This is a genomic window from Alkalitalea saponilacus (genome assembly GCF_900168165.1).
GTDB classification, from domain to species: Bacteria; Bacteroidota; Bacteroidia; order Bacteroidales; family Marinilabiliaceae; genus Natronoflexus; species Natronoflexus saponilacus.
The window spans coordinates 61,665-80,268 of record NZ_FUYV01000013.1; the positions used below are offsets into that span (position 1 = coordinate 61,665).

17 protein-coding genes are annotated in these 18,604 nt (G+C 39.4%); 8 read left to right on the plus strand and 9 right to left on the minus strand.

The window, feature by feature from the left end; all coding sequences use genetic code 11:
- Window positions 1-4 precede the first annotated feature (4 nt).
- Both B5X70_RS11280 and B5X70_RS11285 read left to right on the plus strand, forming a co-directional pair.
- A complete protein-coding gene (locus B5X70_RS11280) occupies window positions 5-1,081 on the plus strand; it encodes an RluA family pseudouridine synthase (RefSeq protein WP_079558009.1) in 1,077 nt (358 codons plus the stop codon).
- An 11-nt stretch (window positions 1,082-1,092) separates the two neighbouring features.
- On the plus strand, window positions 1,093-2,073 hold the full coding sequence (locus B5X70_RS11285) for a D-alanine--D-alanine ligase (protein WP_079558010.1): 981 nt from the start codon (window positions 1,093-1,095) through the stop codon (window positions 2,071-2,073).
- Between the two features lie 63 nt (window positions 2,074-2,136).
- Here the strand turns inward: B5X70_RS11285 and B5X70_RS11290 are convergent, their stop codons facing one another.
- Window positions 2,137-2,748 carry a hypothetical protein gene (locus B5X70_RS11290; protein WP_079558011.1) on the minus strand — a complete coding sequence of 204 codons (612 nt, stop codon included), beginning with the start codon at window positions 2,746-2,748 and terminating at the stop codon, window positions 2,137-2,139.
- A 393-nt stretch (window positions 2,749-3,141) separates the two neighbouring features.
- Here B5X70_RS11290 and tpx point away from each other — a divergent pair, with 393 nt between their 5' ends.
- Entirely contained in the window at window positions 3,142-3,654 is a 513-nt protein-coding gene (gene tpx / locus B5X70_RS11295; protein WP_079558012.1) for a thiol peroxidase, read from the plus strand.
- 297 nt (window positions 3,655-3,951) lie between these two features.
- Here tpx and B5X70_RS11300 read toward each other — a convergent pair whose 3' ends face one another.
- Together B5X70_RS11300 and B5X70_RS18175 are read right to left on the minus strand one after the other, a co-directional pair.
- A complete protein-coding gene (locus B5X70_RS11300; RefSeq protein WP_200812613.1) occupies window positions 3,952-4,581 on the minus strand; it encodes a helix-turn-helix domain-containing protein in 630 nt (209 codons plus the stop codon).
- A gap of 6 nt (window positions 4,582-4,587) precedes the next feature.
- Window positions 4,588-4,800: a cupin domain-containing protein gene (locus B5X70_RS18175; protein ID WP_198314216.1), complete on the minus strand. Its 213-nt coding sequence runs from the start codon at window positions 4,798-4,800 to the stop codon at window positions 4,588-4,590.
- A gap of 90 nt (window positions 4,801-4,890) precedes the next feature.
- Between B5X70_RS18175 and B5X70_RS11305 the strand changes: the two genes are divergently transcribed.
- Entirely contained in the window at window positions 4,891-6,348 is a 1,458-nt protein-coding gene (locus B5X70_RS11305) for a DUF6298 domain-containing protein (protein WP_079558013.1), read from the plus strand.
- A 121-nt stretch (window positions 6,349-6,469) separates the two neighbouring features.
- On the opposite strand, the gene B5X70_RS11310 is transcribed toward B5X70_RS11305, so the two are convergent.
- The 5 genes from B5X70_RS11310 to B5X70_RS11330 form a co-directional block, all read right to left on the minus strand.
- Window positions 6,470-7,243: a prephenate dehydrogenase gene (locus B5X70_RS11310; protein ID WP_079558014.1), complete on the minus strand. Its 774-nt coding sequence runs from the start codon at window positions 7,241-7,243 to the stop codon at window positions 6,470-6,472.
- Window positions 7,244-8,347: a bifunctional 3-deoxy-7-phosphoheptulonate synthase/chorismate mutase type II gene (locus B5X70_RS17920; RefSeq protein ID WP_088328531.1), complete on the minus strand. Its 1,104-nt coding sequence runs from the start codon at window positions 8,345-8,347 to the stop codon at window positions 7,244-7,246. It abuts the gene before it with no gap.
- Between the two features lie 6 nt (window positions 8,348-8,353).
- Window positions 8,354-9,514 (minus strand): pyridoxal phosphate-dependent aminotransferase, encoded by a 1,161-nt coding sequence (locus tag B5X70_RS17925; protein WP_088328533.1) that lies wholly within the window; start codon window positions 9,512-9,514, stop codon window positions 8,354-8,356.
- Between the two features lie 23 nt (window positions 9,515-9,537).
- Window positions 9,538-10,440 (minus strand): prephenate dehydratase, encoded by a 903-nt coding sequence (locus tag B5X70_RS11320; protein WP_079558015.1) that lies wholly within the window; start codon window positions 10,438-10,440, stop codon window positions 9,538-9,540.
- 324 nt (window positions 10,441-10,764) lie between these two features.
- Window positions 10,765-12,768 carry an ATP-binding protein gene (locus tag B5X70_RS11330; RefSeq protein WP_079558017.1) on the minus strand — a complete coding sequence of 668 codons (2,004 nt, stop codon included), beginning with the start codon at window positions 12,766-12,768 and terminating at the stop codon, window positions 10,765-10,767.
- Window positions 12,769-12,976: 208 nt separating this feature from the next.
- Between B5X70_RS11330 and B5X70_RS11335 the strand changes: the two genes are divergently transcribed.
- The 4 genes from B5X70_RS11335 to B5X70_RS11350 all read left to right on the plus strand — a co-directional run bounded on the left by B5X70_RS11335 (window position 12,977) and on the right by B5X70_RS11350 (window position 16,738).
- Window positions 12,977-13,981 carry an MlaD family protein gene (locus tag B5X70_RS11335; RefSeq protein ID WP_079558018.1) on the plus strand — a complete coding sequence of 335 codons (1,005 nt, stop codon included), beginning with the start codon at window positions 12,977-12,979 and terminating at the stop codon, window positions 13,979-13,981.
- Between the two features lie 80 nt (window positions 13,982-14,061).
- Complete coding sequence (locus B5X70_RS11340; RefSeq protein WP_198314217.1) at window positions 14,062-14,652, plus strand: ABC-type transport auxiliary lipoprotein family protein; 591 nt, start codon at window positions 14,062-14,064, stop codon at window positions 14,650-14,652.
- 70 nt (window positions 14,653-14,722) lie between these two features.
- Window positions 14,723-15,841 (plus strand): ABC transporter permease, encoded by a 1,119-nt coding sequence (locus tag B5X70_RS11345; protein ID WP_079558020.1) that lies wholly within the window; start codon window positions 14,723-14,725, stop codon window positions 15,839-15,841.
- 132 nt (window positions 15,842-15,973) lie between these two features.
- Complete coding sequence (locus B5X70_RS11350; protein WP_079558021.1) at window positions 15,974-16,738, plus strand: ABC transporter ATP-binding protein; 765 nt, start codon at window positions 15,974-15,976, stop codon at window positions 16,736-16,738.
- On the opposite strand, the gene B5X70_RS11355 is transcribed toward B5X70_RS11350, so the two are convergent.
- Window positions 16,725-18,593: an ABC-F family ATP-binding cassette domain-containing protein gene (locus B5X70_RS11355; RefSeq protein WP_079558022.1), complete on the minus strand. Its 1,869-nt coding sequence runs from the start codon at window positions 18,591-18,593 to the stop codon at window positions 16,725-16,727. The genes B5X70_RS11350 and B5X70_RS11355 overlap by 14 nt on opposite strands.
- Between the last annotated feature and the right edge of the window lie 11 nt (window positions 18,594-18,604).

Genomic DNA, 18,604 nt, shown 5'->3' on the forward strand with positions numbered 1-18,604 from the left:
ACCAATGCAGGATTATCAGGAAGAGTTTGAAGAACTTGAGGACGAAAACTATTCGGAAGAAACCACCGATGGTGAAAGTGGAGAATTTTATGAGCACCACAGTTTTACTGCTGATACTGGTCAGAGCGCTCTGCGCATTGACAAGTTCCTGGTTAATCGAATTGAAAATGCTTCACGAAGCAAAATCCAGGAAGCAGCCCAGGCAGGTTGTATTCGCGTCAACAACCAACCCGTTAAAGCCAACTACAAAGTAAAACCAAACGATGTTGTTTCTGTTGTGATGTCTTATCCTCCGAGGGAAATTGAGATCATTGCGCAGGATATTCCGCTTAACATTGTTTTTGAAGATGACACCCTCATCGTAATTAATAAGGAACCCGGCATGGTGGTACACCCCGGCTATGGAAACTACACCGGCACACTGGTAAATGCACTGGCCTGGCACTTTAAAGATCAACCCTGGTTCAACTCGGACGATCCCAGACCGGGATTGGTTCACAGAATAGATAAAGACACCTCCGGATTATTGGTAATAGCCAAAACAGAAGAGGCCAAGATGCACCTTGCCTCTCAGTTTTTCGAAAAAACCAGCACCAGAACTTATCAGGCCATTGTTTGGGGGGCTCCCGAGCCTGAAGAAGGCACCATAACAGGTCACATAGGAAGAAGCCTGAAAGACAGAAAACAAATGGCTGTGTTTTCTGAGGGAGATTACGGCAAAGCTGCGGTAACCCACTACACTGTTCTGGAAAAACTTGGTTACGTAAGTCTGGTTGAATGCCGGCTGGAAACAGGAAGAACACATCAAATACGTGCACATTTCAAACACATTGGGCATCCTCTGTTTAATGATGAAAGATATGGAGGAAACCAGATATTAAAAGGCACCACCTTTACCAAGTATAAACAATTTGTTGAGAATTGTTTTTCGATCTTGCCAAGACAGGCGCTGCATGCCAAGACCCTTGGTTTTGAGCATCCAAAAACCGGAAAATACATCGAATTCAATTCAGAACTGCCAGAAGATATAACCACCGTAATTGAGAAGTGGAAAAACTATATCGCATCCAGACCGCAATAACTTAATCACTTATGGAAAAACGAAACATCGCCGTTGTTTATGGAGGATTTTCCTCCGAAGAGGTTGTTAGCAAAAGAAGTGCCGAAGGCATACTCTCATTCATTGATACTCAAAGATACAATTTATTCCCCCTGCTAATAACTCCGGAAAAATGGGTCGTTGTTCTAAACAACGACGAAATAGCAGTAAACAAAAGCGATTTTTCAATAATCCTTAGTAACCAGCACATAAAATTTGATTTTGCATACATCACCATCCATGGAACACCGGGAGAAGACGGACTCCTTCAGGGATACCTGAAACTAATGAATGTCCCGCACTCAACCTGCGACGTTCTAACTGCTGCTCTGACCTTTAATAAATACATGTGCAATAACTACCTTAAGAATTTTGGAATAAGAGTAGCTACTTCGGTTCTGGTTCGAAGAGACAAGCCCTACGACATCAATAAAATAGGGAAAACCTGTGGTTTCCCCTGTTTTGTTAAGCCCAATGCTGGAGGCTCTAGTTTTGGGATATCAAAAGTAAAGGAGATGGATAACCTGAAGCAGGCCATAGAAAAAGCCTTTAGGGAAAGCGATGAGGTAATCATTGAACAATTTATTGAAGGAGTTGAAGTTACTTGCGGATTATATAAAACAAAAGAAAGAACCGTCATTCTGCCTATCACAGAGGTCATCAGCAAAAACGAGTTCTTTGATTTTGAGGCCAAATACACACCTGAAAAAGTAACCGAAATTACGCCGGCTCGCATTTCAGATGAGCTTACAGAGGCCATCAAGAAAACCACCCAAGCGGCTTATGAGCTAATTGGTTGTAAAGGAATTGTTAGAATTGATTACATCATTGAAGCCGAAAAACACTATTTATTGGAAGTAAATACCACACCGGGAATGACGCCTACCAGCTTTATTCCACAGCAAATTGAAGCAGCAAAATTGGATATAAAGGAGGTTTTTACAGAAATCATAGAAGACGCCATGCATGCATAAAAAAAGTGTATCCTTATAAATTAAAGACACACTTTTCTAAATAGCTGATGATAAATAATCTGATCACTTTCTGAATCCATAGTTATAAACCGTATTACCTGAAATTAAACTTACTGAATAGTCTCCAACGGGCAGTGCTGAAATGTTGTATCTGCCTGAATAAGTCAACTCTGATGGCAATTCACCGGAATAAATGATATTCCCTTTGGAATCAGCTAATCTGATTGCCGTAGGCTTCATCTCTTTGTTTAAATGACTAACAAACAGATAGTCGGAAGCAGTCCATATTTTAGCTAAAGATTCAGAATCTCTAACAGCAGTTGGCGCATTTTCTACCAGACGACCTGCTCTTAAACTAAACATAGTCTCAGAATCTATCCCGTTGCGGTTTCTTAGGCGTGCTCTGTAGTCACCATCGGCAAGCTTTGAGAAGTCAAACAGGCGAGAGAAACTGTCTCCGCTCTCAAAACGATTGCTTACAAAAACCACATTGCCAGAACGATCTTGAATTACTACCGAGTAAAACCCTGCATCTGATGGAATTGCAGAAACTAATGCAAAACTAGATCTTGGGTAAGGAGTGACAGAAATTCTGCTTTCGGCTGACGCAGCCAAGGTTACTGCGAAAAATGTTGCTACCAGCAACAAACTTTTCAATCTAAATAATCTCTTCATGATTTTCAATTTAAAATTAATAATACAAATCGAATAACAAATAGTAATTATATGTGCAAATCTAATGATATTATAACACAGGTATCAAGCATTTGATTACCGATTTATATTTTCTTACCAATCTTTAACCCATCCTCCCTTTATTTTAGGGCTTACCAACAGAATTTTGGTAAATTTCCTATAACATGAATTAATTTTAACCCCAAATCAACCAAATGTTAATATTTTATCACCCCACCCCCCAAAAAAAACTCCAAACACACCAGACATGAACTAGAATCATATATGACCATTCACAGAATAACTTGTTTTCCGAATGTATTTCAAATAAATCCAAACAAATTGACAGTACATCTGTTTACATGCTATAAGAAACACCCTAATATTTTAAATATGGAAAAGAATAAAACAAAAGTGACCTTTAAAGGGAACCCGGTTACCCTAGTTGGCAAAGAGGTGAGCCAAGGTGAAAAAGCGCCTGACTTTACAGTGCTCTCATCAGGTCTGGAGCCTGTTTCATTGGAAAGCTTCAAGGGAAAAGTGAAAGTCATAGCGGTTTACCCCTCAATTGATACAGGAATTTGTCAGGCTCAGAACAGAAGATTTAACCAGGAGGCAGACAAGTTAAAGGATGTAGCAGTGCTTTCAATTTCGGTGGATCTGCCATTTGCGCAAAGCAGATTTTGTGCAGCCGAAGGATTAAACAGCATTGTGACTCTATCTGATCACAAAAGCCTGGATTTTGGCCTTAAATACGGCTTTGTAATTGAGGAATTGAGGCTGCTTTCCAGAGGAACTGTCATCATTGATAAAGAAGATAAAATAAGATACGTAGAATATGTTCCTGAGGTAACACAAGAACCTGATTACGAAAAAGCATTGAAAGTTCTAAATGACATTCTTTAAGCAATTCTTTAGAATCAACTATTTTACTTTTAAGAAGGAGGAAAACAAATAAGTTTTCCTCCTTCTTATTTTTGTATGAAAATATCCTAGTCGTCTGAAAGGTATAGAAGTTACTCAGAAATGAACCTTCAACAATATTATGGATTCATTGAAGCAGTTATCTGCAGCATAATATAAACATGAATGATATTCCATGAAATAAGTACTCCCCTATCAAACAAACCCTAAACTTCTAATTAAGCAAATCAACATCATGTTCAAAGACCCTTTTTCAAGAATCGGGGAGTCATTGTATTGTTATTGATATTCCTTTTTGAAATCCCGCGGAGTGCATTTATTGATTTTCCGAAAAGCTGCGTTAAAGCGGTTAATGGAACTAAATCCACATTCGAACGCAATGTCGGCGATTTTCTTATGCGTTGTAATTAATTTTCGTTGTGCATGCATTATTCTTTCCTGAATAACATAGTCATTAATGGTTGTATCAAAGGCTTTTTTAAATAAAACATTGGCGTAATCCGGATGCAAACCTATTTTCTTTCCAATGTCAGCAGATTTAAGAGGATTCATGTAGTTTTGAGCAATAAACAAGGCAATTTCTTCAACTTTACTGATTTCACCGGGCTGAATTTGTATGCGTTCACTTTGTTTATCCGACGATACCCGGGAAGCTAATCTTAACAACCTGGCTCGCATTTCGTATAGCGTGGCTTCCGGGTTAATATCCTCAGACAGATCTCTTAACCAGCTTTTAAATAGAAATTCATCATATTTTGAATAATCTCCCGATTTTTCAATTATAATTTCGCCTTTAAGTAATCTGTCGATAAATGAAGTTGGTAGTTTCCAATCTAAGAAAATTGTCAAAGGTACGGTACATACATAATACGGATCTGAACCGGAATAATCTACAATTTGATGTGGCACAAGACCCTAGAACAAAGAAAAGCTTTTTTCCGGAATGGTTATTTTAGCACCCTTAAAGTGGTATGTCAGACTTCCTTTTGTAAAAAAATTAATTTCTATTTCGTTGTGTCTGTCGGCTTTTCTCATCATAGCTGGCATCCACGCTTCGCAGGTTAAACCGTATGGTTTAAATTCTTTTCGTGTTTCATCAAACGTATACAACTTCTCGGAATTCGACATATTTTCACCAAAATCAGACTAGTTTAAATGCTATTTCGATGCTAAATTTACATTTAAAATAAATTACTTCACTCAAAAAAGTAGATAACTATGGTTAAAATCGATTTAAAAGCCGGGATGGTGGTTCTGCTGACCATTATCATGATTGCTGTATCCTGTAAATCTGCAGGTGGATCCCATGAAAATTTTCCCTCCAATTATGACATTCGCCCATATGAAAACAATACGTATTATTGGCAATACAAAGGAAATCCTGTATTATTACTGGGCGGAACATGGCAGGATAACCTTTTCAATCACCCAAACGGACTTGAAAGGCATCTGAATTTGCTCCTTGAAAATGGTGGAAATTACGTTCGCAATACAATGAGTCATCGCAATACAGATAATGTTTTTGCCTATGTTAAATCAGATGGGGAATTTGACCTGGACCAGTTTAACGATGAGTATTGGCAGCGCTTTGAAAATTTCCTAAAAATGACGTACGAACGGGACATCATTGTCCAAATTGAGGTTTTTGATCCCTGGGATCTGTTTGAAGATCATGAAGCGCAGGGAGGCTGGTCGTTACACCCTTATAATCCTGCCAACAATATTAACTACACTGCAACTGAATCTGGATTGCCAACTGAGGCAAATTATGCACCCGCAGGGTCTCCAAGCGATCACACTTTTTATTACACCGTACCCGCACTCCACAATAATCAGCTTGTATTAGGCTACCAGAAGGCCTTTGTGGATAAATTGCTTTCCATTTCACTTAGATTTCCAAATGTGATTTACAGCATACAAAATGAAACCGGCGAGGAGTTAGCCTTTGGTGACTATTGGGCTGATTATATTCATAAGAAAGGGGAAGAGGCAGGACGAACCTTGTATGTTACCGATATGCGTAGAAATGCTGATCTTACTGCTTCAGATCACTATCATACCTATGATAATGCGGAGCGATTCAATTATCTTGATGTTTCTCAAAACAACTGGATGACAGATCAACATCATTATGATCAAATGATCTTTGTTAGAGATTATATCGCTGAATTCCCTCGCCCTGTCAATAATGTAAAAATCTACAACAGACATGGCAATGAAGAATCTGTAGCCCGTTTCTTCCGTATAATTTTTGCAGGTGGCGCCAGTGCCAGATTTCATCGGCCGGCTTACCGGGACGATGCGGGAGCTCATGAAATTTCAACTGAATGGGGCTTAGGTTTAGGGCCTGTAGCACAAACAACCATAAGAAGTGGACGGATGTTTGCGGATATTTTTGATGTTTTCTCTTCAAAACCGGCAAACAACCTGTTGTCTGAACGGGCAAGTAACGAAGCTTACGCCCTTAACAATAAGAAAAAACAATACGCAGTATACTTTCCTGATGAGGGGACTGTAACTCTGAATGTTTCAGATATTCACGGGAAATTGCAACTTCGTTGGCTCAATATTAAAACCGCCTCATGGTTGGAACCTCAATATGTGGAAGGGGGAGGAAACATCAGCTTACAGACACCAGGCTCAGGACAATGGGCTGTTGTTGTTCAAAAAGATTAACCTTTTGAAAAACCACCACGAACCGGATAAACTTCAATTATTAAGAATCTAATAAAATAATCAAAAAGCGCATGGATCAAAAAATCCATGCGCTTTTTGATTTTCGTTATGCGTCAAATAATTACTCCAAATTCTTTCGAACTTTACCGAGAAATTTTTGCATACCATCCGAGTCCCGCTTTCCAATGAGCTCAAGCAACTCTTTGAGTTCCTTTCTGATTTGCTCTACCTGACCAATGGTGTATGGGTTAAAAAGGATTTCGGTTAACAGATAATCATCTTCCGACAACAAACCTTTTGCAATATCCATGTGCTTACGGAACGTAGTTCCGGGAGCATCCTGCTTTTTCATGCAGGCGGCAAAAACCAGTGTTGATGAAAATGGAATTGAAAGCGAATAGGCAATGGTTTCATCGTGTTCATCAAATGAATATTGATGGATGTTTAACCCCAATGAGCCAAAGAAATCCTTAAAGAAGGCCTTGCCCATATGGTCTGATTCTGTAATGATAATGGCATGATGAGCACTTAGATCCTTTAAATTAGCAAAAGTTGGCCCAAACATAGGGTGAGTAGAGACAAACCGGCGACCGGTTTGTTTGTAAAACTCCTGAAACCCCGTTTTCACCGATGCAATATCACTTAAAATGCAACCATCAGGTAAATAAGGAAGCACCTCTTCAAAAGCCTTGATGGTATATTTCAAATTCACGCTGTTGATGAGCAATTCGGGAGCAAACTCCCGAATCTCCTCCAAAGTTGTTAATCTCTGAGTGTTGAAAACATACCTCAGACGTTCTTTATCAACATCATAAATTGCTACTTCATGTTGAAGGCACAACGCATCGGTCAACCATGTGCCCATTTTGCCGGCACCAAGCACACATATCTTCATCTATTTACCTTCTTTACGTTTTAACTCACGATTCATGATGGCACTCTGACAAGAGATGGACTCCTCGTGAATGGATTCAAATATTTTTGTGGCAAACTCAGCATCCAGACCACGACTGGCTGCTCTTCCGACCCTATCCTTCATAATCTCATCGTATCGGCGAGTCTGAAGAATGGTAATATTATTCTCGTATTTATATTGACCAATGGCTTCAGATATTTTCATACGTTCATTCAGTACATCCAATAACTGATTATCCAGTTCGTCAATTTTTTTCCTCAGTTCATCCAGTGCGTTACGTGGAGTATCTCCAATTTTAGGGCGACGCAAAACAAGATTGTCCAGTATTTCTTTAAGGCGAGCGGGAGTAACTTGTTGTGAAGCGTCGCTCCAGGCTTTTTCAGGACAAGTATGTGCTTCAATAATCAGCCCGTCAAAGTTAAGGTCCATGGCTTCCTGAGAAATATCAGCAATAAGATCGCGTGTACCTCCGATATGACTTGGATCAGTAATAATTGGTAATTCAGGAATTCGACGATGCAATTCAATAGGAATTTGCCACTGAGGATGGTTGCGGAATTCAGATTTATCATAGGTACTGAACCCACGATGGATGGCTCCCAATTGAGTAATTCCGGCTCCGTTAATTCGTTCTAGTGCGCCAATCCAGAGATCCAAATCGGGGTTAACCGGATTTTTTACAAAAACGGGAATATTTACGCCCTTTAATGCATCAGCAACTTCCTGCACTGCAAATGGGTTTGCCGACGTACGGGCCCCAACCCAAACCATGTCAACCCCAAATTTCAATGCTTCGTATACGTGATGCGATGTAGCAACCTCAACACCAATAAACATTCCGGTTTCTTCCTTTACACGCTTTAACCAGGGCAATCCAAGAGACCCTACCCCCTCAAAAGCTCCGGGGCGGGTGCGTGGCTTCCATATACCTGCGCGAAAAATTTTAACTCCAATAGCAGCAAGTTCTTTAGCGGTAGTCAACACCTGCTCTTCGGTTTCGGCACTACAAGGGCCGGAAATAATAACCGGACGTTTTAACTCCAATCCCGGAAATTTAATTGTTTCAATATTAAGTTTTGACATGGCTTATTAAATTTGTATATTCTTAATTCGATTAATTGCTTCTTTCAATTTGTCTTCAGGTGTACACAATGATATTCTGATGTATTGTTCTCCATTACTACCAAAAATAAATCCCGGAGTAATAAATACGTGAGCTTTCTCCAAAACCTCATCGCTAACAGCCTGCCCATTTTCAACAGTTGAAGGGACTTTAGCCCAAATAAACATTCCCACTTGGTTTTTATCGTAGCTGCATCCAAGTGTATCCATGATTTCCCAAACCAGAGACCTGCGTTTTTCATATACACTGTTCACTTTTTGATACCAATCATCACCAAGCGACAAAGCAATTGAAGCTGCCTCCTGTAAAGGACGAAACATACCGGAATCCATGTTGCTTTTAACTCTCAGAATGTAATTAATGAACTGAGAATTGGTTGCCACCATCCCGATGCGCCATCCGGCCATATTGTGAGACTTACTAAGCGAGTTTAGCTCTATGGCAATATCCTTTGCTCCTTCAACAGAAAGGATACTTGAAGGTTTTGAATTTAGGATAAAGCTGTATGGATTATCATTACAAATAACAATGTTATGGCGTTTCCCAAAATCAATTAAAGCTTTCATGACATCCGGATTTGCCGCAGTTCCCGTGGGCATATTGGGATAATTCACCCACATGAGTTTCACCCCTGAGAGATCCTGTTTTTCCAGTTCAGCCAAATCAGGTTGCCATCCATTTTCATCTTTCAGATCATAAAAATGAGTTTCTGCTCCTACCAGATTAGCAACAGCCGAATAAGTTGGATACCCCGGATTGGGTAGCAAAACACCATCTCCGGGATTTAAGAACGCCATTGAAATATGCATGATGGCTTCCTTGGAGCCCATCATGGGCAAGATTTCGGTGTTGGCATCCAGATCAACGTTATAATACTTTTTATATAATTCTGAGAAGCCATTCCGCAGAGCCGGAATTCCAACATAACTCTGATAACCATGATTGCCGGGTACCTGCGCAGATTCATGCAACTTATCGAGAACTGAGTCCGCAGGTGCCTGATCCGGGTTTCCAATTCCAAGATTGATCACATCGATTCCTGACTGCCGCATTTGCTCTATCTGCTTCAGTTTAATAGAAAAGTAATATTCTTGTACGGTTCCAATCCGTTTTGCTGGTTCAATCATTCTGTAAAATATTTGTTATCTGGTTAATTTTCGACATCTGCTTTTTTCACCACTGCATCTCCATTGGTAACATAAAGAGTGTCTGCGGCGCGATACTCACCTAACACACTCAGCTGCTCACAGAGAGGACGTATGGCATCCAGTGATTGTAAATAACGTTGATAATCATTAAAATCGATATCAATGTACATAAGATATTGCCACTCTTGCCCTACAATTGGCAAGGACTGGATTTTGGAGAGATTAATTCTATAAAAAGCCAGGATGGTTAGCACCTTTGACAAACTTCCTTCCTCGTGAGGCACCGAAAATACAATTGACGACTTATTAATCAGGTTTTGCTCCAGCATTTTGCTGAATTCAGACTGATTAGGTTTGCCTACCACTAAAAACCGGGTATAATTATGCTTATTGGTTTCAATATCCTTTGCAATGATTTCCAGGTTATATAGTTTAGCAGCAAGAGAAGAAGCAATGGCCGCAACACCCTTAATTTTTCCTTCTTGAATAAGCTTTGCACTTAAAGCTGTATCCTCTGATTCAATAAGCCGTATGTGGGGATACTCCCTGAAAAACTGCTCACACTGAGCCAAGGCCATGGGATGCGAGTGAACCTCCTTGATGTCGGCTATGGTTTGCCCCGGAAGCGCCATCAACTGATGTCGAATTCTAAGCTTGTGCTCACCAAGTACAGAGAGACCGGAATTCTTCAGTAAAGTGTAGTTCGACAGCAAACTTCCAACCAGTGTATTCTCAATGGCAACCATTCCGAGCAATCCGTTTTGATCATTCCCCACTTTATCAAATAATTCATAAAAGGTCAAACATGGTTCTATTTCAACCTCTCCCCCATTGAAATAAGCCCTGGCCGCAATATCATGGTTTGCTCCCTGCCATCCCTGAATGGCCACTTTATACTTTTCCATTTTAATTTTTATTTTGAATATGCCTAACCAGGCATTTTCACTTTATAAATTCGAGTTTAAACCTTCACTAAACAAAAAATCCCGCCTTCTTTTTAAAGAGGCGGGATTTAAATATCCTGGATTCCTATTTCATTTCTTGTTCAGGGAAACACAAAACCCACCTCTTTTGGCCACAGAACCAAAAAAAGAAGAAAAAGAAATAATAAAAATAGGAAGTGTATCGCTTCATGATAATAAAATCCTGTTACATTAACAGCACAAAATTAAGTATAAAATTTTCACGGTACAAATCATTTCAAAAAAAAGTGATAATTCTCACACTTTTTATCCCGGCAGCTCAAAATAGAAAGTACTGCCTTCCCCTTCCCTTGATTTCAGCCAGATTCGACCGCCCATAAGATAAACCAATTCTCTACAAATAGCTAAGCCCAAGCCGGTACCGGTATACTTCTTACCATTACTGCCATGTATCTGTTCAAATCTCTTAAAAACAACCTGTTGTTTTGATTTTGGAATACCTGTACCAGTATCTTTTACATAAAACATAAAGTTTTCTTTTCCGGCTCTGCATCCTAAAACAATAAATCCCTTTGAGGTAAACTTTATGGCATTATTAATGAGATTATACAAAATTTGCCGTAATCGAATTGGGTCTGTGAATATTTCCCCGTTGTTGAATATTTCAGCTTCAAGCTTAAATTCTATTTGTTTATCATTGCGTCGTAGTTCCTCATAGAACTGGCTGTAAATCTCATTGAGAAGTGAATTTATATCAATAGCACTGCGGACTATTTGCAATTGCCCTGTCTCAATTTGAGAAAAAACCAGAATATCAGAAATCAGCATCATCAGATGATGGCCATTAGAACGAATTATTTTAAGATACTCCTTCTTCTCGTCGTTTGATGAATCATCTAATTCAAGCAATTCTGTAAATCCAATAATGGCATTCATTGGGGTTCTAATTTCATGGCTCATATTGGCCAAAAAAGCACTTTTAAGTTTATCAGACTCTTCAGCATCCTCTTTTGCTTTTAGCAGCTCATTTTCAATATGCTTTTGAAGAGTGACATCGGTTAGTGTTTTCACATAGCCTTCAAATTGCTCATTTTCATTAAACACAGGGTTTACTGTTGCTTTAAACACTCTGTGGTCATCGGGCAAGAAATATTCATGATATCTTGTTTTCAATCTTCCCTCCTCAGAAGGTTCATGAGCAAATTGTGAAGCATCTATGGGTACTATCTCATTAAAAGCTTTGCCTTTTACATCCTCCACGCGCTTATTAAAAGTTTTAAAGAAATGATTATTGGCCCATAAAACCTGGTTTTCGGGAGATAAAAAGAGCACCAGATCACTCACACTGTTTAAAATCATTGACTTTTCCTTCTCTGAAATTTCCATACGTCGTTCAATGTCTTGCCGCGAAGCTCTTTCTTTCTCAAGCAGAGCAGACTTCTCTTCAAATCGGGATTTTAAAAACACAGTCAATAAAATCAGAAACGAAACTAAAATCACCAAAATAAATACGATGAAAATATATATCCATTTCCGAAAAACTGAAAAGTCAAGACCCGGAGTTGTCCATTGATCCAGTAATACCTGAAATTCGGATGTCTTATTGGTTTTTAACAATCGAATCTGATCATCTATTGCTGCAAGCAGGTGCTGACCAGAATGGTTTCCGGCAAACTTCATCTCTACAGGATTCAGGATGATGGGAGTTGAATCCATTCGCAATAAATACTTGTTTCTTTCTCCATATGCGCGGTTAAACAAAGCAGCATCAATATGACCAACTGACAAAGCATGTTTCATATCATCATAAGAAGCATACCATCTGAGTCGACAGCCAACACGAAAATCTTTGATCATTTGCTGAAATTCAATAGCATGCATATCGGCATACTTCATGCCTATTACTTTTCCTTCCAAATCAACAACCGATTGAATGTTTTGGCCCCTGGATGTATATACCGCACCCCAATTAAGAAAAATCAATTCATTATTAAGATAAAACAACGAATCTCTGAGTTCTGAATAACCAATGGCAGGAATGAGGTCAATACTTCCGTTCTTTAGCATTCCCAATGCTTCATGGACAGTAGTGGAAACATATTCCAGCTCCCAATTGTTTCTTTCAGCAACATGTTCAACAATGTCAATATACAATCCCATTGCCAAACCTGAATCACTTACAAAAACGAACGGATAATTACTATACGCAGCAATCCGGATTGTATCCGGGGGCATTTTGGCAGCAATATCGCTGATATTGCTAAGTTGGAAAAAAAATGAACAAATAAGGATAATTCTAATGAAATTCATGGTAGGGTAATGAATTAATTAACATACAAACTTAATAAATTTTAACATTGGGCGCATCTTTTTAAATCTTTTTTTCAACAAAACAATCTATATATCAACTATATATTATAGCCTTACCTTTTACATTTGGCTCTTAAGCCAATTGTATTGTAGATCTTAATTAAAATATGTAATTTAACACATCGATAGATTCATAAAACATAAAGGGATGAAGAATCGTGCTCAAAAAATACGGCTGGGGATTTTCATTGCAACCGGCGCTGCCATAATCATTTTCCTAATGGTGTTTTTCACTGCCCGTCAATTACTTGAAAGGAAAGACACCTATTTCATCTCATTTCAGGATATTTCTGTCAGTGGAATGGAGGTTGGCAGTCCGGTTCGATATCTGGGAATTCGTGTTGGTTCAATTTCCGACATACAAATCAACCCCGTAGACATTACCAGTATCATAGTTGAACTCTCTCTAAAACCGGGAACACCTGTTAAAGAAGACTCAAAGGCAGATATCGTAACCATGGGGATTACCGGACTGAAATCGATAGAAATCCGTGGAGGCACCAATGAATCTGCTTTTTTAAAACCGGGTGGATTTATTGAGCCCGGAACCTCACTGGCTGACGAAATAACCGGGAAAGCAGAAGTCATTGCAGAAAAAGCGGAACAAGTTCTCAACAATCTATTGAGGCTCACCAGTCAACAAAACATCGATAAAATAACGGGCATGGTTGATGATTACACACGATTGGCGAACAATACCGACCGAACCATCCTCTCGCTCGATACCATCATCAGAGAAAACAGAGCCAACATCCGATCAACCGTTGATGCGGCCAATCAGGTTACAGAAAATCTGATAGCTTCTACAAATCTCATTCAGAAAACCGTTGAACAGATCAATACATACGCAACTGGTGATTCCATAAGCGAAATAATAGGAAACCTGCGGGAAATAACACATGCGATTAATGAATCTAACATAAAACAACTGATTGAAGATTTAGCGATTCTGGCTCAACATACTCAACAACTTCTCATCAAAGTAGATGATGACATCAACAAGGGAAGTCAATATCTTGTAGAGTCCCAGTCATTATTAAAATCAACTTTAAGAAACCTTGACGAAGCATCCAGAAAGATAAACCGCGATCCTTCGCTACTCATTCGCGGATCACGAACCAAAGATTCACCGGATGATCTTTTAAGAGATTGATTATCTATGCTTTAATTCATCATCAAAAGAAATTAATCTAAGCAACAACTCATATGAAGTCAAATTTATTCATATTACTAATGATTTTCTTATTTCTATCGGCATGTGGAAGTAAAAAAACAGTCGTAAAAAACTACTACCTGATAGAATTGACACAAACACATCGCGCTGAAATCATTTCGGACTCTGTACCGTTGATTGACGCCTGGTGTGAAATTGCGGAAATAAGGATTTCACCAGCCTATGCCATACGAGATATTGCACTGAGGAACCAATCCCACCAAATTCGCTATTTTGAGAATCATGAATGGGCCGTTCGACCATCCGAAGCAGTTACTCACATGATAATAGACTATTTTTCTGACAGCAACATCTTTAAAAGGGTTGCTACAAGATTTTGGCAGGTTATTCCAACATATCAAATACAAACCAACATTAATAACCTTGAAGTGATACAGGATGGCCGAACTTTTTATGCACACCTCAATATCGAACTGGCCTTGTTAGACATACGAGCAGATAAGGTAATTCTTTCGCACAGTGCTGTGCGAAAAAGAGAACTTGAAAAACGAAACCTGAACCTATTGGCCGAAACAATCAGTGAGTTCATGTTTGAAGAGCTTTCACTATTCTCAAACCAAATTAAAGATCATTTTAAAGATGGAAGATAAAAAGGGTTGGAGGGGGGAAAGGTAAAAGGGTGAAGGGTATAAGGTGGAAAGGGATTTAATTTAATATATAATGAAGCCTTTAAAAGTTTTTGATTACAATAATTATAGCTACCTGGGAGGAGTGCTTTATTTGAAAAACCACCTGGGTTTTTCAAATGCTGGTGACTACTCTAACAGGCTTCGCAAGTTCCTGCCAAATATTAAAGAGAGGAATCTAACCATCGATTTTAATCAACTTAAATCAATTGACAGTGCAGGCGTTGCAGCCATATATAATACGGTGAGCATTCTCAACAAAAAAGGCATAACAACATCATTCACCGGAGAAAGTGAGACCATTAAGGAGAAGCTAGAACTTTTTAAACCACCTGCTTTTGAAAAACATAAAAGCGAACAAGAATATGGTTTTCTATTAAAAGTTGGGGATCTGCTTTACAAAGTTTTTAAAGAGCATGCATTATCATTTTTATATTTAATTGCGGACATCTCATACTGGACTATTTCTGACATATTTAACAGAAAACAACGTCGCAAAGGTGAATTCGTAAATCAGGCTGTCAATATTGGGGTAAATGCTGTTCCTATTGTGGTGGTTCTAACGTTCATCATCGGCATGGTCATTTCTGTGCAATCGGCAACTCAGCTGAGAAACTACGGAGCCAACATATTTATCGTTGATTTAATTGTGATATCCATGATGGCTCAAATGGGGCCGCTGATAACCGCCATACTTGTGGCCGGTCGCAGCGGGTCAGCCATTGCTGCCGAAATTGCCACCATGAAAGTTACATCCGAAATAGATGCGCTGAAAACCATGGGTTTAAACCCCTTGCGATATGTAGTCATTCCTAAAATATACGGAGGCATTATTACCATGCCTTTTTTAACCATACTTGCTAACGTGGCAGGAATTGCAGGCGGTGCTTTGGCCTCATACATTTATCTTGATATCACTCCGGAAATATTTATAAACCGCATGAGTGGTGTTTTATATCAAAAAGACATCATCACAAGCATAATTAAAAGCGTCGTTTATATCAATCTGATAGTAATTACCGGCTGCTATTTCGGTTTGCGCGTTGAAAAAGGAGCTGAAGGAGTTGGGAAATCCACAACCAAATCGGTGGTGGCTGCTATTTCATTAGTAATTGTGGCTGACTTAATCATGGGGTTGATTTTTTACAGATAACAGAAGAAAAGAGATCGTTAGACTATAAGAATTTCAGATTTACGAATTAATTATATTCCTAATTTTAAACAACTTTCATCCACATGTAAATCAGGCATAAAATAAAGGTTAACGAACTACGAAACTTAGCGAATGGCGAACAACACAATGATAGAAGTTAAGGGGTTAACAGCGTCTTTCGACGACAGGCAAGTGCTGAAAAATGTTTCCTTCACAGTAAACGAAAAGGAGATTGCTGTAATTCTTGGAGGCAGCGGAAGCGGGAAAAGCACTATTTTTCGCCACATGCTTAGGCTTTATGATGTTCCATATAAAACCATCCGCATTTTTGACAAAGACATTGCCGACCTGAATGAATCAGAACAGTTGGAGTTTTTTATGAAGCTTGGAGTTTTTTATCAAAATGGAGCTCTGTTAAACTCATTAACTGTTGGAGAAAATGTGGCATTAGCATTGGAACAACACACCTCCCTCCCTCCCGATATAATTGAAAATATTGTCAGGACAAAACTTGAACTGGTACATTTGGGCGATGCTTACCAACTTTTCCCGTCGCAACTGAGTGGCGGTATGTTGAAACGTGCTGCACTTGCACGTGCCATCATTATGGATCCTCCGTTGCTATTTTGTGATGAACCGGGAGCAGGACTAGATCCCGTTTCACTCGCTTCTTTGGATCAACTCATCCTAAACTTGCGAAACCTTTTGGGAATCACTGTAGTGATGGTCACACACGAAGTTTCCAGCATTTTGCGCATTGCCGATAAGATTATATTTCTTGATGATGGAGTTATAGCTTTCAAAGGCACGCCAGAAGATGCGCTTAAGTCTGACATCCCGGTTGTAAAAGACTTTTTCAGCAAAGGCACCGGAGCAACTCTAACTACTGATCATTGATTTCACTCAGTTCAAGCCAACGCATTTCAGCCATATCCAGCTCTTCAAGCAGTTTACCTATTCTATTTGAGGCTTCCATTAACTCATCGGGCGACAACTGTCCTGAATTTAATCTCCCCTCCAAATCTGCCTTCTCATCCTCCAGTTCAGAAATTTTCAATTCTAATTGCTGAAACTCCTGCTTCTCCTTAAATGATAATTTTCGGGGTTTTTCTTTTTGTTCACGTGGTTTAGGTGCTGATTGGGAAGATCTTTTGCGATTGATTTCAGCCTCTTCCTTCTTAATATGCTCCATATACCGGGAATAGTTTCCCGGAAACGGCTTTATCAAACCGTTCCCATCAAACACAAACAGTTGTTCTACTACATTATCAAGAAAATACCGGTCGTGAGAAACCACCAGAACACACCCTCCAAAGTCATTTAAATACTCTTCCAACAAGGTTAAAGTGAAAATATCCAAATCGTTGGTAGGCTCATCCAAAATCAGGAAGTTGGGATGACGCATAAGAACCGTCATCAAATACAGACGCTTTTTCTCGCCACCACTGAGTTTGTTTACCAATACATGGTGCATTTCGTTTGGAAACATAAACTGACGCAAGAACTGAGCTGCGTCCAATGTTTTACCGGAATCGGTTTGTATGATGTCTGCTATATCGGAAATGACCTCAATCACCTTTTTATCTTCTTCAAGTTGAATGCCTTCCTGTCTGTAATAGCCAAACACAAGAGTTTCACCCAACTCTACCTGTCCACTGTCCGGCTGTAAAATACCAGTTACCAGATTTAAGAAAGTACTTTTACCGGTTCCGTTTTTTCCAATGATGCCAATTCGGTCTCCCTTGACAAATTTATAGGAGAAATTCTTTATGAAATCGTGTCCATTGAAAGACTTACCCACTTCGTGAAGGTTTAACACTTTAGATCCCAATCTCGAAGTTGGAATATTTAACCTCATACTCTGCTCATCAGTCTTTTGACCGGCAACATCTTTTAATTCATAAAAAGCATCAATCCGGTATTTTGCTTTGGTGGCACGAGCCTGAGGCATTCGGTTCATCCAGTCCTGTTCTTTGCGTAACAGGTTTTTGGCTTTTTCTACCTCCTGTTGCTTCAACAAAATCCGCTCTTTACGCTTATCCAGAAAATAAGAGTAATTCCCCTGGTACCTGAAAAGTTGCTCTCTATCAATTTCTAAAATGGTATTGCAAACCCTGTCGAGAAAGTAGCGGTCGTGAGTTACCATTAGCAATGTGGCTCTGTTTCTACTTAGGTAATCTTCCAACCATTGAACCATGTCCAAATCAAGATGGTTGGTGGGCTCATCCAGAATTAAAAAATCGGGTTCTGTAACCAGAACAGCCGCCAATGCAATACGTTTCACCTGCCCACCCGACAGCTCTCTCACCGGCTGATTTAACCTGGATATTTTCAGCTTTGTCAAAATCTGTTTCACCCTCGATTCATAATCCCATGCATCTTTGGCATCCATTAAAGCCACCAGCCTGGAAATCTCAGCCTCATCGTTGTTCTCAATGGCTCTTTCATATTGACGAACTAACTGAATAACCTCATTGTCACTATCAAATATGGCCTCTAAAACGGTATGGGCTTCATCAAAAACAGGATCCTGCGTGAGATAACCGGTTTTTATGCCATTCCTGATGGTGACAGAACCGCTATCCGGAATTAAATCGCCCCAAAGAATATTTAGTAATGTAGTTTTACCGGTTCCGTTTCTGGCAATTAGAGCTGCTTTATCTCCCTCTTCCAACCCAAATGTAACGTTACTGAATAACCGAACGTCTCCGTAATGATGGGTTACTTCCTCTACTGATAATATGTTTGCCATAACCTAATTTC

What these genes read in the sequence shown, in the direction of transcription:
- B5X70_RS11280 (WP_079558009.1), top strand. Translation starts at nt 5, where the DNA reads ATGCAGGATTATCAGGAAGAGTTTGAAGAACTTGAGGACGAAAACTAT.
- B5X70_RS11330 (WP_079558017.1), bottom strand. Translation starts at nt 12,768, where the DNA reads ATGAATTTCATTAGAATTATCCTTATTTGTTCATTTTTTTTCCAACTT.
- B5X70_RS11350 (WP_079558021.1), top strand. Translation starts at nt 15,974, where the DNA reads ATGGCGAACAACACAATGATAGAAGTTAAGGGGTTAACAGCGTCTTTC.
- B5X70_RS17925 (WP_088328533.1), bottom strand. Translation starts at nt 9,514, where the DNA reads ATGATTGAACCAGCAAAACGGATTGGAACCGTACAAGAATATTACTTT.
- B5X70_RS17920 (WP_088328531.1), bottom strand. Translation starts at nt 8,347, where the DNA reads ATGTCAAAACTTAATATTGAAACAATTAAATTTCCGGGATTGGAGTTA.
- B5X70_RS11290 (WP_079558011.1), bottom strand. Translation starts at nt 2,748, where the DNA reads ATGAAGAGATTATTTAGATTGAAAAGTTTGTTGCTGGTAGCAACATTT.
- B5X70_RS11335 (WP_079558018.1), top strand. Translation starts at nt 12,977, where the DNA reads ATGAAGAATCGTGCTCAAAAAATACGGCTGGGGATTTTCATTGCAACC.
- B5X70_RS11310 (WP_079558014.1), bottom strand. Translation starts at nt 7,243, where the DNA reads ATGAAGATATGTGTGCTTGGTGCCGGCAAAATGGGCACATGGTTGACC.
- B5X70_RS11345 (WP_079558020.1), top strand. Translation starts at nt 14,723, where the DNA reads ATGAAGCCTTTAAAAGTTTTTGATTACAATAATTATAGCTACCTGGGA.
- B5X70_RS11305 (WP_079558013.1), top strand. Translation starts at nt 4,891, where the DNA reads ATGGTTAAAATCGATTTAAAAGCCGGGATGGTGGTTCTGCTGACCATT.
- B5X70_RS11320 (WP_079558015.1), bottom strand. Translation starts at nt 10,440, where the DNA reads ATGGAAAAGTATAAAGTGGCCATTCAGGGATGGCAGGGAGCAAACCAT.
- B5X70_RS11340 (WP_198314217.1), top strand. Translation starts at nt 14,062, where the DNA reads ATGATTTTCTTATTTCTATCGGCATGTGGAAGTAAAAAAACAGTCGTA.
- B5X70_RS18175 (WP_198314216.1), bottom strand. Translation starts at nt 4,800, where the DNA reads ATGTCGAATTCCGAGAAGTTGTATACGTTTGATGAAACACGAAAAGAA.
- B5X70_RS11355 (WP_079558022.1), bottom strand. Translation starts at nt 18,593, where the DNA reads ATGGCAAACATATTATCAGTAGAGGAAGTAACCCATCATTACGGAGAC.
- B5X70_RS11285 (WP_079558010.1), top strand. Translation starts at nt 1,093, where the DNA reads ATGGAAAAACGAAACATCGCCGTTGTTTATGGAGGATTTTCCTCCGAA.
- tpx (WP_079558012.1), top strand. Translation starts at nt 3,142, where the DNA reads ATGGAAAAGAATAAAACAAAAGTGACCTTTAAAGGGAACCCGGTTACC.